This is a genomic window from Burkholderia sp. BCC1996 (assembly GCF_905339955.1).
Taxonomy (GTDB): domain Bacteria; phylum Pseudomonadota; class Gammaproteobacteria; order Burkholderiales; family Burkholderiaceae; genus Burkholderia.
Window position 1 is genome coordinate 164,761 of sequence record NZ_CAJPHM010000002.1, and the last position, 18,400, is coordinate 183,160.

An 18,400-nucleotide genomic window follows, 5' to 3' on the forward strand; every position below is an offset into this window, starting at 1 on the left:
ACCGCATGCCAACACCCGACGACCTGCCCGCATCACGGATCGTGAACGGCCGGCGCGAGACACCGCCACGCGAAAGGAACCGCACGGCAGCGCGCAAACGCCCGCACCGCCTGCCGCATGCCCGATTCGAATATTCGTCGACGGAACTATCCGGTTCCGATGGCAATCATGTTAACTTCCGTCCATCGTCCAGACCGGCGGGCCACGTTCCGATGCGCGCCCGCACGCCTACCCATGCGATATTTCCTGCTCGGCTGGCTGCTCGCCGCCGTCGTATCGGCCGCCCACGCGGCCGCCCCTGCCCCGGCCGCCGCCTCGGCCGCCTCCGGCGCCGTGCCCGCGCTGACGCCGCAGCAGGCGCAGCAGGCCCTCTCCGTCCTGCAAAACCCGCGCGAGCGCCAGCAGGTCGAAACGACATTGCGCGCGATCGCGGCCGTCGGCGTGCTGAGCACGCCCGCGCTTGCGGCGAGCGCCGCGGCGCCGGCCAGCGCAGCATCGGCTGGCACCGCTCCGGCCGCACTCACGACGAACGGGCTCGCGTCGATGCTCGTGCGGCAGGGATCGCGCTGGGCCGGTGAAATCGGCGGCGCACTGAACGAATCGCTGCGCTCGCTGCTCGATGTCGGCTCGGTCGGCAACTGGTGGCACGAGCGGCTCGTACGCGCCGACCAACGTACCGATCTCACGCGCGCGATCTTGATCATCCTCGCCGTGCTCGTGCCCGCACTCGCCGTCGAATGGTTCGCGAAGCGGCTGCTGCGGCGCGCGCTGGCCGCGCTGAGCGCGCGCCGCACCGGATCGTCGCACCGGGCCGATGCCGATGCCGATGCCGATGCCAATGCAGATGCCAACGCCGATTCACCTGAACCCGAACCGCCCGGTCCCGGCGACCGCACTTCGACGCCGGAACCGGCCGCCTCCGCTGCCCGCGCCGACGGCACCGGCACGCCCGATACGTCGTCGCAAGGTCGCGGCCATGCGCGGCGCCACACCACGCTGCTGCGCCGCATGCCGCGCGCGCTGGTCAGCCTCGCACTGCGGGTGATACCGCTGCTGGTATTCGTCGGCATCGCGAGCCTGACGATGTCGGTCCTCGACGGCGCCGGCACGCCGACCCAAACGGCACTCGAATCGCTGATCGACATCTACGTGATCTGCCGCCTCGTGACGATCGTCAGCCGGCTGTTCTTCCAGCCCGACGCGCGGCAGCTGCGGCTGCTGCACATCAGCGACGCATGGGCCGCGTTCGCGCAGCGCTCGATCGCGCGGATCGTGATGGTCGTCGGCGCCAGCACGGCCGGGGTCGAGATCGCCGCGAGCTTCGGCCTCAGCGACGCCGGTCACGTCGCGCTGCTGAAGGCGGTCGCGCTCGTCGGCCACTTGATGATCTCGGCGCTGATCCTCCGGTGCCGCCAGCCGGTCGCCGCGCGCATCCGCGCGGCCGGCGAGGATCGGCCTGCCTTCGCGATGGTCGGCAACGCGCTCGCCGACGCGTGGGCGCCCGTGTCCGTGTTCGTCGTGATGGCGCTGTGGTTCGTGTGGGCGCTCGACGTCCACAACGGCTACCGCGTGCTGATCACGCTCGGCGGCCGCTCGATCGCCGTGATGATCGGCATGCGGATCGTGTCGATCGTCGTGTTCGGCGCGCTCGCGCGGGTGTTCCAGCGCCGCGACGACGACCGCACGCTCGTCCACCTGCACGCGTACCGCTACTACCCGCTGGTGCGCCAGGTCGTGTCGGCGGCGATCGCCGTCGTGACCGTCGTGCTGCTGCTGCAGACCTGGGGCGTGCCGATCTTCCACGCGTTCGCGACCGGCACGATCGGCCATCGGCTCGCGTCGGCGCTGATCACGATCGCGATTGCAGCCGTCGTCGCGCTGATCGTCTGGGAAGCCGCGAACATCGCGATCGAGCGCCGCCTGCAGCAATGGACACGCGAAGGCAACCTCGTGCGCGCGGCGCGCTTGCGCACGCTGCTGCCGATGCTGCGTTCGCTGCTGTTCATCATGATCGCGCTCGTCGTCGTGCTGACCGGCCTCAGCGAAATCGGCGTGAACATCGGTCCGCTGCTCGCCGGCGCCAGCATCTTCGGCGTCGCGCTCGGCTTCGGCTCGCAGAAGCTCGTGCAGGACTTCATCACAGGGATCTTCCTGCTGATGGAGAATGCGATGCAGGTGGGCGACTGGGTCACGCTCGCCGGCGTATCCGGCACGGTCGAATACCTGTCGATCCGCACCGTGCGGCTGCGCGCGGGCGACGGATCGCTGTACACGATCCCGTTCAGCTCGGTGACGACCGTCAACAATACGAATCGCGGGCTCGGCAACGCGGCCGTCAAGGTCAGCATCGCCTACGGTCAGGACATCGATCGCGCGATCGCGACGCTGAAGGAGATCGGCGCCGCGTTGCGCGACGATCCGGATTACAAGGACGGCATCCTGTCGGACTTCAGCTACTGGGGCATCGACCAGGTCGACGGCGCGGCGATCGCGCTGGCAGGACAGATCCAGTGCAAGGACTCGGCGCGCTGGGGCGTGCAGCGCGAATTCAATCGGCGCATCGCGGTGCTGTTCCGCGAACGCGGAATCCGGATCGCGAATCCGCAGCGCAGCCTCGTCGCGTATGACGAAGGTTTGCGTCCCGTCGCGCCCGAGAACGATGAGAACGGCGACCACGCCGCCGGCACGCCGGACGCCGAACCGCCGCCGCCCGTTGCGCCGGCGCGCAAGCCGGACTGATCGTACGGATGCCGCTGGCGCGACCACCGCCGGTCGCGCCGTGCGCGCGCCATCGAACGACGGATAGCCGCGCTCAACGCGCGGCGGTTTTCTTCGCGCGCCGAACGCACTTCGCTGCGTTCGCCGGCGCGGCCGGCGTCGCACCGGCATCCCGCTCGCCGCCCGCCGCACCGCCCCGCGCATAACGGGCTGACAACCCGCTCCGATATCGCATGGACGGGCCGCCTCGCACGGTGTCGAACGACGAACCGGACGCGACAGCTCGTTCAACCGCATCGATTCGTCTGACGAAGCCCGCCTCGCACCGCCTACCCCATTCCCCCGCCTTGCCGGTTCTTTCGCCGTCTCCATCGAATCTCCATCTTCCCGCATAAAAGACGCCAACCAGGCGCCGCACACTCCAGCCCGTCAAAGCAGGCAGTGGGCTGCCTGCGCTTCCTGGAGTCGCTATGAAGAATCAACAACGATGCCGCTACGGCGCCGCCGGTGCACTGACGCTGGCCCTGCTGGCGGGTTGTGGACCCGCAGAGCAGCAGGCAGCCGCGCCGGCCACCCCGGTCGCGGCGATGACGCTGGCCGCCGCACGCCTCGACGTGACCGAGGATCTGCCGGGCCGCGTCGCGGCCGTGCGGGTCGCCGAAATCCGGCCGCAGGTCAGCGGCATCGTGCAACGCCGGCTGTTCGAGCAAGGCACCGAGGTGCGCGCCGGCCAGTCGCTGTTCCAGATCAATCCCGCGCCGTTCAAGGCCGACATGGACACGGCCGCCGCGTCGCTGCAACGTGCGCAGGCCGCGCTGGAGCGCGCGAAGGTGCAGACGGCGCGCTTCAAGCCGCTCGTCGAGGCCGACGCGATCAGCCGCCAGGTGTACGACGACGCCGTGTCGCAACGCGACCAGGCCGCCGCCGACGTCGCGCAGGCCCGCGCGACGCTCGCGCGCCGCCAGCTCGACCTGAAATTCGCGACCGTGGAAGCGCCGATCGCCGGCCGCATCGACCAGGCGCTCGTGACCGAAGGCGCGCTGGTGTCGAGCGGCGACAGCCAGCCGATGGCGCGCATCCAGCAGATCGACCAGGTCTACGTGGACGTGCGCCAGCCGGCCGCGTCGCTCGACGCGCTGCGCGGCGCGCTCGCGGCACAGCCGCGGGCGGCGGACAGCAACGGCCTGCCGGTCGACGTGCTGCGCGACGACGACACGCGCTACGACGCGCGGGGCCGCATGCTGTTCTCCGGCGTCAACGTCGATCCGGGCACCGGCGACGTGCTGCTGCGCGTGCTGGTCGACAACCCGCAGCGCCAGCTGCTGCCGGGCATGTACGTGCGCGCCCGCCTTCCGCGCGCGCACTACGCCAGCGCGGTGATAGTGCCGCAGCAGGCCGTCGTGCGCGCTGGCGGCAAGCCGCAGGTGTGGGTGCTCGACGCGAAGGGCGCCGCGCATCTGAAGGCCGTCGAAGTCGGCGAACTGACGAACCGCAGCTACCGCATCAAGTCGGGCCTGCAGGCCGGCCAGAAGATCGTCGTCGAAGGGATGGAGCGCCTGGTCGACGGCGCGCCTGTCGCCGCGACCGACTGGAAGTCGCCTGACGCGGCCGCCACCGCGTCCGCGCACTGAGTCGGGAGGAGTCACCAGTCATGGCTGAATTCTTTATCCGCCGCCCGGTCTTTGCGTGGGTGATCGCCCTCTTCATCATCCTGATGGGGCTGATCGCGATCCCCCAGCTGCCGGTCGCGCGCTACCCATCGGTCGCGCCGCCGTCCGTCACGATCACCGCGAGCTACCCGGGCGCCACGCCGCAGACGATGAACGACGGCGTGCTGAGCCTCATCGAGCGCGAGCTGTCCGGCGTCAAGAACCTGCTGTACTTCGAATCGTCGGCCGATACGTCCGGCGCCGCGCAGATCACCGTGACGTTCAAGCCCGGCACCGATCCGGAACTGGCGCAGGTCGACGTGCAGAACAAGATCAAGTCGATCGAACCGCGCCTGCCCGCGGCCGTGCGCCAGAACGGGCTGATCGTCGAATCCGCGTCGTCCGGTTTCCTGATGCTGATCGGCCTGCGCTCCGACAACGGCCGCTTCGACGAAGGTGCGCTCGCCGACTACATGACGCGCAGCGTTTCCGAGGAGCTGCGGCGAGTCGACGGCGTCGGGCGCGTGCTGCAGTTCGGCTCCGAACGCGCGATGCGCGTCTGGGTCGATCCGCAGAAGCTGATCAACTTCGGCCTGTCGATGAGCGACCTGACGAGCGCGATCGGCCAGCAGAACGTGCAAATCGCGCCGGGCAGCCTCGGCGCGCTGCCCGCGCTGCCGGGCCAGCGCGTGACCGTGCCGCTCACCGCGCAGGGCCAGCTCACGACGCCGGAAGCGTTCGCGAAGGTCGTGCTGCGCGCGAACGCGGACGGCTCGAAGGTCGTGCTCGGCGACGTCGCGCGCGTCGAGCTCGGCTCGCAGAACTACCTGTTCGTGAGCCGCGAGAACAACCGGCCGGCCACCCTCGCCGGCATCCAGCTCGCACCGGGCGCCAATGCCGTGAAGACCGCCGAGGCGATCCGTGCGCGCATGGCCGAACTGAGCAAGTCGATGCCGTCCGGCATGAGCTACTCGATCCCGCTCGACACGTCGCCGTTCGTGAAGATCTCGATCGAGAAGGTGCTGGCGACACTGCTCGAGGCGATGGTGCTCGTGTTCCTCGTGATGTACCTGTTCCTGCAGAACGTGCGCTATACGCTGATCCCGGCCATCGTCGCGCCGGTCGCGATGCTCGGCACGTTCGCGGTCATGCTGCTGACGGGCTTCTCGATCAACGTGCTGACGATGTTCGGCATGGTGCTCGCGATCGGCATCATCGTCGACGATGCAATCGTCGTCGTCGAGAACGTCGAGCGCCTGATGGCCGAAGAAGGGCTGTCGCCGAAGGACGCGACGTCGAAGGCGATGAAGGAAATCACCGGCGCGATCATCGGCATCACGCTGGTGCTGACCGCCGTGTTCCTGCCAATGGCGATGGCGAGCGGTTCGGTCGGCGTGATCTACAAGCAGTTCACGCTGTCGATGGCCGTGTCGATCCTGTTCTCCGCGCTGCTCGCGCTGACGCTCACGCCTGCCCTGTGCGCGACGATGCTCAAGCCGCTCGAACCGGGTCACCACGACAAGCGCGGCTTCTTCGGTTGGTTCAACCGACGCTTCGAACACCTGACCAATTGGTACGAGACGCGCGTCGGCCGCCTGGTCGGCCGCACGGGCCGCGTGATGCTGGTGTTCGTCGCAATCTCGGGCGCACTGGTGCTCGGCTTCCGCAGCCTGCCGTCGTCGTTCCTGCCGGACGAGGACCAGGGCTACTTCATCACCAGCTTTCTGCTGCCCGCAGACGCTACCGCCGAGCGTACGCATGACGTGGTCAAGACGCTGGAGAAGCATCTTGCTGCGCGTCCGGCAATCCAGTCGAGCATTTCCGTGATCGGCTACGGCTTCTCGGGGCAAGGTCCGAACGCGGCGATCAACTGGTCCGTGATGAAGGACTGGAAGAACCGCGGCGGCTCGTCGACCGTGGAGGAAGGTTTGCTCGCGCAGCAAGCGATGGCCGGTGTGACCGAAGGCACGGTGATGAGCCTGCTGCCGCCGGCGATCGACGAACTCGGCAACAGCTCGGGCTTCTCGATGCGCCTGGAAGACCGTGCCAATCAGGGCGCCGCGGCGCTCAAGGCGGCGGAAGTCAAGCTGCTCGAACTTGCCGCGCAAAGCAGGATCGTGACCGGCGTGTACCCGGACAGTCTGCCGGCCGGCACGAGCGTGCGGCTCGAGATCGACCGCGCGAAAGCGGAGGCGCTCGGCGTGTCGTTCACGACGCTCAGCGACACGCTGTCGACCGCGATGGGCTCGACCTACGTGAACGACTTCCCGAACGCGGGACGCATGCAGCAGGTGATCATCCAGGCCGATGCGCCGGCGCGCATGCAGCTCGACAACGTGATGAAGCTGTACGTGCGCAACGCGGCCGGCGGCATGGTGCCGCTGTCCGAAGTGGTTCGCCCCGTGTGGACCGAGACGCCGCTGCAGATGGTGCGCTTCAAGGGCTACCCGTCCGCGCGGATCTCGGGCGCTGCCGCCCCGGGCCAGTCGAGCGGCGCAGCCATGGCCGAGATGGAACGTCTCGCGGCGCAACTGCCGCCGGGCTTCGCGGTCGAGTGGACCGGCCAGTCGCTGCAGGAACGCGAGTCGGCGTCGCAGGCGCCGATGCTGATGGTGCTGTCGATGATCGTCGTGTTCCTGGTGCTCGCCGCGCTGTACGAAAGCTGGTCGATCCCGCTGTCGGTGATGCTGGTGGTGCCGCTCGGCCTGCTCGGCGCGATCGGCGCGGTGCTGCTGCGCGGCTTGCCGAACGACGTGTTCTTCAAGGTCGGGATGATCACGGTGATCGGCCTGTCCGCAAAGAACGCGATCCTGATCGTCGAATTCGCGAAGCAGCTGCGTGAGGAAGGCAAGGGATTGATCGAGGCGGCCGTCGAGGCGTCGAAGCTGCGCCTGCGCCCGATCCTGATGACGTCGCTCGCGTTCGGCCTCGGCGTGGTGCCGCTGATGATCGCGACCGGCGCGAGCGCCGAAACGCAGCACGCGATCGGCACCGGCGTGTTCGGCGGCATGGTGACCGCCACGGTGCTGGCGATTTTCTTCGTCCCGGTGTTCTTCGTGTTCGTGATGAGCATCCAGGAACGCATCGGAGCATGGCGCGCCGCGCGCCGCAAGCCCGAGCCGCTGCATATCGAACAACAAGGTTGATGCCATGCGATTGCTTATTCTTTCCGCTGCGGCGTGCGCCGCCCTCGCGCTGTCAGCCTGCTCGCTGACGCCGGCGCTCGTGAAACCCGCTTTGCCGGCGCCGACCGCCTACACGGCCGCCGCTGCCGCCGACCTGCACGCGAACGCGGCCGATCTCGGCTGGCGCACGATGTTCGGCGATCGGCGCCTGCAGCGCCTGATCGAGGTCGCGCTGCGCAACAACCGCGACCTGCGGCTGGCCGCGCTGAACGTCGAGGCCGCCGAAGCGCAGTACGGCATCCAGCGCTCGGCGCGCCTGCCGTCGATCGACGCTGGCGCCAGCTTCACGCGCCAGCGCACCGCGGCCGACCCGCAGTCGAATCCGCCGCTGCTCGAATCGACGCAGAACCGGTACGGCGTCGACGTCGGCATCAGCGCGTTCGAGATCGACCTGTTCGGCCGCGTCAAGTCGCTGTCGGACGCGGCGTTCGCGCGCTACCTCGCGACTGATCACGGCCGCCGCGCGGTGCAGATCGCGCTCGTCGGCGCCGTGGCGGATGCGTACTTCGCGGAGCGCCTCGCGCAGGAGCAGCGCGCACTCGCCGAGCGCACCCTCGGCGACTGGCAGCAGTCGCTCGATCTCGCGCGCCGCCTGAAGGAAGCGCACCAGGCGAGCGGCGTCGACATCGCGCAGGCCGAAGGCCAGGTCGCGAGCGCGACCGCCGACCTCGAAGCGCGCACGCGTGCCGTGGAGCAGGCGCGCAATGCGCTGCGCCTGCTGCTCGGCAGCGAGCCGCCGAAGGACCTGCCGGACCCGCTGCCGCTCGAGCAGCAGCCGGTCATGACGCAACTGCCGGCCGGCCTGCCGTCGGAGCTGTTGTTCCGCCGGCCGGACATCCAGCAGGCCGAGCAGAACCTCGTCGCGTCCAATGCCGACATCGGCGCGGCGCGCGCCGCGTTCTTTCCGCGGCTGTCGCTGACGTCGTCGATCGGCTTCCTGAGCCCGGCGATGGGCAGCCTGTTCGCCGGCGGTCAGAACGTCTGGAGCTTTGCGCCGCAGGTCACCGTCCCGATTTTCCAGGGCGGCCGGCTGCGCTCGGAACTGCGTCTCGCGGAAGTGCGCAAGGCCAGCGCCGTCGCCGAATACGAGCGCTCGATCCAGACCGCGTTCCGCGAAGTCGCCGACGGCATCGCCGGACGCGAGACCTTCGGCCGGCAGATCGAAGCGCAGACGCGCGTGGTCGCATCGGCCGAGCGCCGCACCGACCTGTCGAACCTGCGCTACCGCGCGGGCGTCGAGGGGCGACTGGAGCTGCTCGATTCGCAGCGCCAGCTGTACGCGGCGCGGCAGGCCTTGCTCGACCTGCGCCGCGGCGAACTGTCCAATGCCGTCGCGCTCTACAAGGCGCTCGGCGGCGGGCTGACGGATACCGACGTCGCGCCGTCGACCAACGTGGCGCAGCAACGATGAGCGCGCTGATCCTGATTGCAGAGGACGAACCCGACATCTCGGACATCCTCGACGCCTACCTGACGCACGACGGTTATCGCACCTACCGCGTCGGCAACGGGCAGGCCGTGCTCGACGTGCAGCCGCACCTGGTGCCCGACCTGATCCTGCTCGACGTCAAGCTGCCGGGCCGCAACGGCTGGGACGTGCTGACCGAGCTGCGACGGCGCTGTACGACACCTGTCGTCGTCGTCACCGCGTTCGACCGCGACATCGACAGACGGCAGGCGCTGGGCGCCGGCGCTAACGACTACATCGTGAAGCCGTTCGACCCGGCCGAGGTGGTCGCACGCCTGCGCGCGATCCTGCGTCGCGCGCGCACGCCGTCGGCCGTGCACGTGCTGCGGGTCGGCTACCTGGAGATCGACACCGACAGCTATGTCGTTTGCGTGCGCACGGAATCGGTCGAGGTACCGGTGTCGCTCACGCTCACCGAATTCCGGCTGCTTGCGCACATGGCACGCGCGCCGAGCCGCGTGTTCACGCGCGGCGAACTGCTCGATGCCTGCATGGCCGACGTGAGCGCGATGGAACGCACGATCGACAGCCACATCAGCCGGCTGCGCAAGAAGCTCGAACAGGCCGGCGCGCGCGGCATGCCCGAAGTGATGCGCGGGGTCGGTTACCGGTTGCGGGGCATACAGTGAACCGGGCGGCGACGCCGAGCCGGCAAATCGGGCAGGCGATCGTGCTGCTCGCGATCGTCGCCGTGCTGGCGGCCGGCGCCGGCGTGTCGATCAGCGACACGTTGCGCCATCCGGCCGGACCATCACGCGACGCGCTGCACCACGACGCATTCACGTACCCGGTGCTCGCGGCGCTGCTGCTGGCCAGGCTGCTGGCGGCGGCCGTCGACCTGTGCCGGCTGATTCGCCGAACGCTCGAAGCGCTCGACTCGGCCGCGCACGCTGCCGGCCGGATCGTCGCCGACGATCTTTCGGTGCGCGCGGCTTACCGCGACGGTTGCCCGAGCGCCATGTCGCAATTCATCGAGGACTTCAATGCCATGACCGTTCGCCTCAAGCACGCAACTGCCTTCGAAACGACCTCGCCCGCCGATGCGGAACGCATCGTGCGCGCGCCGCTTGCGGAACTCGAAGCGCGGCTCGACGAGATCAAGATACTTGCGTCGGCAAGCGGCGACGCGCCGGACGAACGCCTGCTGCACTGTATCGACGGCCTGTTCCGGCTCATCGACGACCTGCAGGCCGTCGAGCGGCACGACACGCCGAAGCTCGAGCTTCGGCGACGGGAGCGCCGTTGAAGTTTCCGTGCGGATGGCAGACCGGATTGCGTTACGCATTCGCCGGCGAGCGCGCTGCGCGACGCATGACCGGCTCAGCCGGTGTCTACGGCTCGAATGTTTCCTCCACAACCATTCGCTCATTACGAATGGAATCGTCAATTATCCGGCGCTCCGATCCGTCATTACATCCGAAAGCGTCTTTGAAAATTACAAAATACCCCGCAATTTTTCAAAATCATTTCAGCTTATTCAATTTAATTTTGTTTCATATAATCAGAAAAAGTTTGACACCGAACTTTCGTTCTTGATACCGTCCGATTCAAGCAATCTGACGAATTGTCCACCACGCAATCGATTCCGCTCGACGCATTGCGCTTGCGCCACACCGACGTTCTCGCCGCCGACCGCCTCTTCTTCCGTTGGCGCATGCAACATCCCGATGCAATTGATTGGGCAGCTGCCGTCCGGCAGCGGGCCGAAGGATCGAACCGAATGAGCAGGACACCGAAACTGTTGCTCTAGTCATCCCGCCTGCATCAAACCCGCTGGCGCGGTCGCCCTGCTTCGCGGCGCAGCGCCTCCGTTGCCGAGCATTCCAGCATTTCGCCCCCGGAGGATCACCACCCTTGCGGACCGGGCGAAAGGCCCCGTCGCGTCCGCGCCATCCGCGCGAGCGCGGCGGATATCGGCGGCGCACGATCCGCGCCGCTGTCGACCGTCGTTGTTCGTGCCGTTCGATGTTCAACCGGAGGGGTAATTCAACATGAATCAGGTTGCAGACAAGAAACAAAAGCGCATCCGCATCGTCAAGCTCGCCTTCGCCGCCGCGGCAGCCGCTTCGTTCGGCATGGCGAGCGTCCATGCCGCACCGGCCGCCGGCTGGACGGAAACGCGCACCAAGGGCTTCCTGCCCCTCGTCCAGCAAGGTGAAAGCAGCAGTACCGCCGCCGCTGCCGCGGCAGCCACCGAGATGGCGCCCGGCGAATCGGTCGACATCGTGCTCGGGCTGAACCTGCGCAACGAAGCGCAACTCGACCAGTACCTGCACGACCTGCATACGCCCGGCTCGCCGCACTACAAGCAGTTCCTCGCGCCGGCGCAGTTCGCCGCGCAGTACGCGCCGACCGACCAGCAGGTCGCCTCCGTCGTCGCGCACCTGCGCCAGGCCGGCTTCGTCAACATCGTGGTCGCGCCGAACCGCCTGCTCGTGTCCGCCTCCGGCACCGCGGCAACGATCAAGTCGGCGTTCCGCACGACGCTCAAGCGCTTCACGCGCAACGGCCGCAGCGTCTACGCGAACACCGATGCCGCGCAGGTGCCGAACGCGATCGGCGGCATCGTCGGCGCGGTGCTGGGCCTGCAGAACGTCGAACTCATGCACACCGGCGCGGGCAGCAAGCCGCAAGGCAACACCAGCAACCTGACGATCCCCGCCGGCGCATCCGCGGTGCCGCACAACCCGACGGAATTCTCGTCGCTCTACGGCGGCGACGGCACGCCGACGGCCTCGCAGACCACGGTCGGCATCGTCGCCGAAGGCGACCTGTCGCAGACCGTCAGCGACCTCAACACGTTCGCCGCGAACAACGGCCTCGGCACGATCAGCAGCAGCGTCGTGCCGACGGGTCCGTCAGGCAGTTCGTACACCGATACATCCGGCACCGTCGAATGGAACCTCGACAGCCAGTCGATCGTCGGCGCCGCCGGCGGCAGCGTGAAGCAAGTCGTGTTCTACGTGGCACCGTCGATGACGCTCACGGCGATCACCGCCGCGTACAACAAGGCGGTGAGCGACAACGTCGCGAAAGTCATCAACGTGTCGCTCGGCGTGTGCGAATCGTCCTCGTACAGCACCGGCTCGCAAGCGACCGACGACACGATCTTCAAGCAGGCCGTCGCGCAGGGGCAGACCTTCTCCGTGTCGGCCGGCGACCACGGCGCGTACGAATGCGCGAGCGGCACGCCGTCGCGCTCGACCTATACCGTGAGCGAGCCCGCGACGTCGCCGTACGTGATCGCGGTGGGCGGCACGACGCTGTTCACCAACACGTCGACCAATGCGTACAACAGCGAAATCGTCTGGAACGATCCGAGCTGGCAGCCGGGCACCGTGTGGTCGACGGGCGGCGGCTACAGCAAGTACGAAGCCGCGCCGGCGTGGCAATCGTCGAGCCTCACCGGGTCGACCAAGCGCGCGCTGCCGGACGTCGGCTTCGACGCCGACCTGCGCACCGGCGCGATCCTCGTGGTGAACGGCCAGACGTCCGACACGCTGTGGGGCTCGGGCTATCTGAACAACGAAGGCGGCACGAGCCTCGCCGCGCCGATCTTCACCGGCATCTGGGCGCGGCTGCAATCGGCGAACAACAACGCGCTCGGCTTCCCGGCGTCGAGCATCTACAAGTACTTCCCGAGCAATGCGGCGCTGCTGCACGACGTGACGTCCGGCAACAACGGCAGCGGCACGTACGGCTACAAGGCGAAGGCCGGCTGGGATGCGACGACGGGCTTCGGCAGCGTGAACATCTCGAAGCTGAACGCGTTCATCCAGGGCACGGCGGATTTCGCGCGCTGATCGTGCGATGAGCGGTGCGGTTCCGGGTGCCGGTCGTTTCGCGCGCCCGGAACCGTGTCGGCGGCAGTGCGTGCGGCACGTCCCGATCGACGACGACCGTCGGCACACGTCGCCCGCGGCTGTCGCGCGCAGGCGAAATCACAGCTGCGATTCGATCGGAAACAAGCCGAGAAACCACACTTCCATGCGCCGCGCCGCCGACACTTCCGGTTCGTGATCGAGTTCGGTCACCTTCCCGTCCGCGTCGGTCTGAATCCACTTGAGGCGCCCTTTCCCGGCCAGATCGGTCCGCAACTCGACGCGCCACGCGATTCGATCGAGCCGCGGCTCCAGATCCATCGCGACTTCGGATGCAATCTCCGGGCTCTCGCAGTAAACGCCGATCTCGGTATTGAGGTTCAGCGAGCGCGGGTCGAGATTCATCGATCCGATGAAGATGCTCTTGCGATCGAACACATACGTCTTCGCATGCAGCGATGCGCGCGACGAGCCGATGATGACCTGCTTCGAGATGCTCTTGTCGCCGGACGGGCGTCGCTCGTAAAGGCGCACGCCGGCTTCGACGAGATCGCGCCGATAGCGCCGGTAGCCGGCATGCACGGCCGCGACGTCGGTCGATGCGAGCGAGTTGGTCAGGATCGTCACTCGGACGCCGCGCGCCGTGAGCGCACGCAGCCGTTCGACCATGTCCTTGCCCGGCACGAAGTACGGCGACACGATCAGCAGCTCCTGCTCGGGCCGCAGCGCGAGTGCGCGCAGTTGCGGCATCAGGTGCCCGTCGCTGTCCTTCGGCGAGCGTGCGATCTTCGCCGGATCGTCGTACAGGACCGTCGCGCGCCCCCACGACAGCTCGGTCCCCTGCCCGTGCACGATCTGGTCGAGCCTTTGCCGCGCCTCGAGCACGTACGGATTGTCCTCCATCGCGCGCAGGTAATCGCGCAGCCGTTCGCGCTCCCGGTCGAGGCCGCCGGGCGCCGCTTCGTGCCCGACCAGCGCATCGACCGGATATGCATACGGCGAATTCCAGAACGTATCGAATTCGGTCGAGATGTCGTTCACGACCGGGCCGTGCACGACCACGTCGAGATCGCCGAACTCCAGCATCGACGACGCGCCGAAGTACTCGTCGCCGATATTGCGGCCGCCGACGATCGCCGCCTGGTTGTCCGCGATCATCGCCTTGTTGTGCATGCGCCGGTTGACCCGCGAGAACTCGAGCACCGTGCCGATCTTCTTGAAGTGGCGTGTGGCGACCGGATTGAAGAGCCGGATCTCGATGTTCGGATGCGAGCTGATCTCGAGCAGCTTGCGGTCGTCCGCGTTCGTCCCGAGATCGTCGAGCAGCGCGCGCACGCGGACCCCGCGATCGGCCGCGCGGATGATCGCATCCGCGAGCTCGTGTCCGGTCAGGTCGTCGTGCCAGATGTAGTACTGAAGGTCCAGCGAGCGGTCCGCGCGATCGGCGAGCAGCACGCGCGCATCGAGCGCATCGACCGGGTCGCGCAGCAGATGAAACGCATCCTGCCCAGGATGGGTGGCGGCCTGCTGGCGGAACGCCGTGCCGAGGCGCGTGTTTTCGGTATCGGAGAACGCATGCGTCGGCGCACGATCAGCCTGCGGCGGCAGGCTGGCGCACGCGGCAAGCATCAGCAACGCAAGAATCGCACTCCACGAACGCAACATGATCATGATGGCCACCCCACGGTCGGGCGAAGTCTGTTTGTGTTTGTTCTGGCTGCCGGACGGGGCGCGGCGCGGATCCCCGGTCCGCACGCTGGACGAATCCCGAGCGCGCGCGCCGGTCGCGCCACAGCATACTTCGATTGACATCGGGACGGCACGCGCTCCGTGTTTCCCGGTGGCGGCGATACGACATGCGACGCGGACGTGAACACGTTCGCCACGTTCAGGCGGCGCGCAAAAGAAAAACCCGCGAGGCCTTGCGGCGTCGCGGGTTTCGAGATTTTGCCGAAGGCAAAAGAGTCGCCAGAAAGCAGGCAAAAAAACGGCATGCCACGCATGCCGTTTCGGGGATCGCACCGTGCGCCGCGAGGCTCGATACCTCTGTCCAGCGCTCGGTGCGAACAGCAACGCGTGTTAGTTCGGCAGCGCGTAAGCGATCACGTAATCGCCGAGCTTCGTGCCGAAGGAGCCGTGGCCGCCTGCGGCGATCACGACGTACTGCTTGCCGTTGATCGAGTAGCTCATCGGCGTGGCCTGGCCGCCTGCCGGCAGGCGGGCTTCCCAGAGTTGCTTGCCGTCGTTCACGTCGAACGCGCGGATGTAGTTGTCCGCCGTTGCGCCGATGAACGCCACACCACCGGCCGTGATCATCGGGCCGCCCAGCATCGGCATCCCCATCTTGAACGGCAGCGGGATCGGCGAGCTGTCACGCACCGTGCCGATACGCTTCTTCCAGACGATCTCGTTGGTCTTCAGATCGATACCGGCGATGTAGCCCCATGCCGGTTGCTTGCAGGGCAAGCCAAGCGGCGAGAGGAACGGGTTCAGCGTCACGCCAAACGGCACGCCGTACTGCGGCTGGATACCCGATTCCGTACCACTCCCCTTGGCACCCGATGCCGGTTCGATCGGGTTGCCCGGACCGCGTGGGATCAGACGCGACACGAACGGCAGCGCAATCGGGTTGGCGATGGCGATCTGACGATCGGTGTCGAGCGCAATGCCGCCCCACTCGAACATGCCCAGGTTGCCCGGGAACACCAGCGTGCCTTGCAGCGACGGCGGCGTGAAGGTGCCTTCATACCGCAGCTTGTGGAACATCACGCGGCAGACCAACTGGTCGTACATCGTCGCGCCCCACATGTCCTTGTCCGTGAGCAGGTTCTTCGGACGGAACGTGAGTTCGGAGAACGGCTGCGTCGGCGAGGTACGGTCGCCAGGCGCGGCGCCTTGCGGCACCGGCAGTTCCGGAGCCGGCACGACGGTTTCGCCGGTGCGGCGGTCGAGCACGAACAGGTTGCCGGTCTTGGCCGGCCCGTACACGACCGGCACGGTCTTGCCGTCCTTGGTCGTGATGTCGGCGAGCGTCGGCTGCGACGGCATATCCATGTCCCACAGATCATGGTGAGCGGTCTGGTAGAACCAGGCCAGCTTGCCCGTCGACGCGTGCAGCGCGAGCAGGCCGCTTGCATATCGCTCCATCTCCGGCGTACGGTCGCCGCCCCAAATGTCCGGCGTACGCACGCCCATCGGCAGATAGACGATATCGAGCTTCGCGTCGTAGGCGGCGGGCGCCCATGAGTTCGGCGAGTTCCAGGTGTAGTGCTCGTCCGGGCCCGGGATATGGTTCGGGTCACTCGCGCCCGGATCGAACGCCCACACGAGCTGGCCCGTGCGCACGTCGTAACCACGGATCACACCCGACGGTTCCCGGTTCGAGAAGTTGTCTTCCACCGCGCCCGCTACGACGATCACCTTGCTGGTGACGACCGGCGGCGAAGTGGGCTCGTACATACCCGGCGTGGTGACCGGCATGGCATGCTGGAGATCGAGGTCGCCATTGCTGCCGAAGCCCGCGCAGCGCTCGCCTGTCAGTGCGTCGAGCGCGTACAGGTGGCCGTCGTTGACGGGCAGGTAGATACGACGGCGCGAGCACGCCCCCGTGGCCGATACGGCTGCGTCGCTTGCCGGTGCGGCGGCCTGCGGCGCCGAAGCAGCAGCGTCGCTAGCGGGAGCAGCCGTTGCCGATACATCGGCACTCGCCGTCAGATCGACATACGACACGCCGCGGCAAGTCACGTGCTGGAACGACGGATCGGTCTTGAGCTTCGGATCGAAGGTCCACTTGAGCGCGCCGCTCTGTGCGTCGAGCGCGAAGAGCTTCTGGTGCGGCGAGCACAGGTAGAGCAGATTGCCGATCTTGATAGGCGTGACTTCGTCGGTGATTTCACCCGGATCGTTCGGGCCTTTCATGTCGTTCGTGCGGAACGTCCAGGCCACCTGCAGGTTCTTCACGTTGTCCCGCGTGATCTGCTGCAGCGGCGCGTAGCGCGTGCCTTCCTGAGTGCGCCCGTACGCGGGCCAGTCCGAGGCGTCGATGCCGTTGGCGTTCGCGGCGGGCGAACCGACAGACGAAGCCATCGTGCCATTGACCGTCTGCGGATCGTTGAAGCAGGCGTACACGAGCACACCCGCCCAGATCACCAGCGCGCCGACGAGCGACTGCACGCCGAGCTTGCGCGGTACTTCGAGACGCCAGCTCACGAGCAGCAGCAACCACACGCCGAACACGACGAGCACCCCCGAGCGCGGCGCGAGCGCCCAGAAGTCGGGACCCGACTCCCAGATCGACCAGATGGCAGTGCCCACGAGCACGAGCGCGTAGAGCACGAGCGCAGTGGGACTGCGGCGATATAGCAGCCACGTGACTGCCAGCAGCACGACGCCGGTCACGACGTAATACGCCGAGCCACCGAGCGAGAGCAGGTACGCGCCGCCTATCAGCAGAAAGAGCGATGTAAGCGCGATAAACAGGAGCGTTACGACGCCGATGAACCCCGGCGATGATGATTCGCTTGATCTGGTCATGATGATCTCAACCTTCTTTTGAGGACGGCGCCAGCATCGCTTGTCACTCGATGCCTGTGGCGAGGCTCGCCCGCGCGAACACCGGCGAGTCGTCCAGCCACTGCGCTGTGCCCGCAGTGGCCGGCTGTGCGGAAAACGCTCCGCGAAACGGCCTGTTGCTTTAGAAGACGTGCATCATCCCGACATACGCGCCGGTTTGCCCTTCGTCCATGTTCGGACGGGTCGGCGAGCTGGAAGCTGGAATCGCGCGCCGTCGCAAACACCGGGAAGTTACCGTTCTTGCTGTTGTCCAGGTGAGCGACCGTGCCGTACAAGAAGGCGCGCTTGCTCGGATTATAGGTGGTAGCGAGTGCGTCGAGCTCGCCTGCGGATGCCGATGGCCCGCTTCGATGCGCACCAGTCTGTCGTCGAATACGCAGACAAGCGATCGCTCGCCGCGAAATCTTCAGGAAGGCAGTTTAGGGATGGGGAACACGAACGGTCCCTACCCGTTCGGGTAGTCCGGAGCCATGGATTGCCCGGATCCGACGCGTTGAAGCCCAGAAACGAAAAAGCCGGCCCACCGGGCCGGCTTTTCGCGTCCAATCGAGGTCGGTTGCACCGCTGTGCCGTTAAGCATAACTCGTCCTCGAGATAAAGAATAAGCGGTCCACACATTATGTCACCACCTGCAATCACATTTTCCTCAAAAAACCATAAATCGACCAATCAGTTAAATATAAAGCATATCCCGTCCGAAAAATTACCAATAAAATAATCCAGTTTTTAACTTTAACGCGACGCGAATTCGAATACCATGAATGACGTGCCGCCAGTGTGGGAGACGACGTCTTCCCGCCAGGCCCTCAGCGGCGAACAGGAGATGCTCATGCCTATTTGGAGAATCGCCCCCGTAATTGACGAGCCGGGGGTCTCGCGATCGCGCTGGAGAATCTTGGAAACATCGGACGGGACTCGACATTTTGTCGGCGCAGACAACCGAGACCGCACAGGACGCGCCAGCTCTGAGGTCGTTACGTTCGACCT

The 18,400-nt window shown here is 67.0% G+C and carries 9 protein-coding genes; 7 read left to right on the plus strand and 2 right to left on the minus strand.

The window, feature by feature from the left end:
• Window positions 1-234 precede the first annotated feature (234 nt).
• The 7 genes from U4Z64_RS02855 to U4Z64_RS02885 all read left to right on the plus strand — a co-directional run bounded on the left by U4Z64_RS02855 (window position 235) and on the right by U4Z64_RS02885 (window position 12,823).
• The gene (locus U4Z64_RS02855) at window positions 235-2,739 is read left to right on the plus strand and encodes a mechanosensitive ion channel domain-containing protein (protein WP_321819201.1); all 2,505 of its coding nucleotides are present in this window, start codon (window positions 235-237) and stop codon (window positions 2,737-2,739) included.
• A 449-nt stretch (window positions 2,740-3,188) separates the two neighbouring features.
• Window positions 3,189-4,349 (plus strand): efflux RND transporter periplasmic adaptor subunit, encoded by a 1,161-nt coding sequence (locus U4Z64_RS02860; protein ID WP_321819202.1) that lies wholly within the window; start codon window positions 3,189-3,191, stop codon window positions 4,347-4,349.
• 20 nt (window positions 4,350-4,369) lie between these two features.
• Complete coding sequence (locus U4Z64_RS02865; RefSeq protein ID WP_321819203.1) at window positions 4,370-7,513, plus strand: efflux RND transporter permease subunit; 3,144 nt, start codon at window positions 4,370-4,372, stop codon at window positions 7,511-7,513.
• 4 nt (window positions 7,514-7,517) lie between these two features.
• Window positions 7,518-8,963, plus strand: a complete 1,446-nt coding sequence (locus U4Z64_RS02870; protein ID WP_321819204.1) for an efflux transporter outer membrane subunit — start codon at window positions 7,518-7,520, stop codon at window positions 8,961-8,963.
• Window positions 8,960-9,649: a response regulator gene (locus tag U4Z64_RS02875; protein ID WP_321819205.1), complete on the plus strand. Its 690-nt coding sequence runs from the start codon at window positions 8,960-8,962 to the stop codon at window positions 9,647-9,649. The genes U4Z64_RS02870 and U4Z64_RS02875 overlap by 4 nt, the downstream gene beginning before the upstream one ends.
• Window positions 9,646-10,266, plus strand: coding sequence for a histidine kinase (locus U4Z64_RS02880; RefSeq protein ID WP_321819206.1), 621 nt, complete (start codon window positions 9,646-9,648; stop codon window positions 10,264-10,266). The genes U4Z64_RS02875 and U4Z64_RS02880 overlap by 4 nt, the downstream gene beginning before the upstream one ends.
• 745 nt (window positions 10,267-11,011) lie before the next feature.
• Window positions 11,012-12,823, plus strand: a complete 1,812-nt coding sequence (locus U4Z64_RS02885; protein ID WP_321819207.1) for a S53 family peptidase — start codon at window positions 11,012-11,014, stop codon at window positions 12,821-12,823.
• Between the two features lie 138 nt (window positions 12,824-12,961).
• Here the strand turns inward: U4Z64_RS02885 and U4Z64_RS02890 are convergent, their stop codons facing one another.
• Window positions 12,962-14,512, minus strand: a complete 1,551-nt coding sequence (locus tag U4Z64_RS02890) for a phospholipase D family protein (RefSeq protein WP_321819208.1) — start codon at window positions 14,510-14,512, stop codon at window positions 12,962-12,964.
• Between the two features lie 408 nt (window positions 14,513-14,920).
• Window positions 14,921-17,374, minus strand: coding sequence for a glucose/quinate/shikimate family membrane-bound PQQ-dependent dehydrogenase (locus tag U4Z64_RS02895; protein WP_321819209.1), 2,454 nt, complete (start codon window positions 17,372-17,374; stop codon window positions 14,921-14,923).
• Window positions 17,375-18,400: the final 1,026 nt, after the last annotated feature.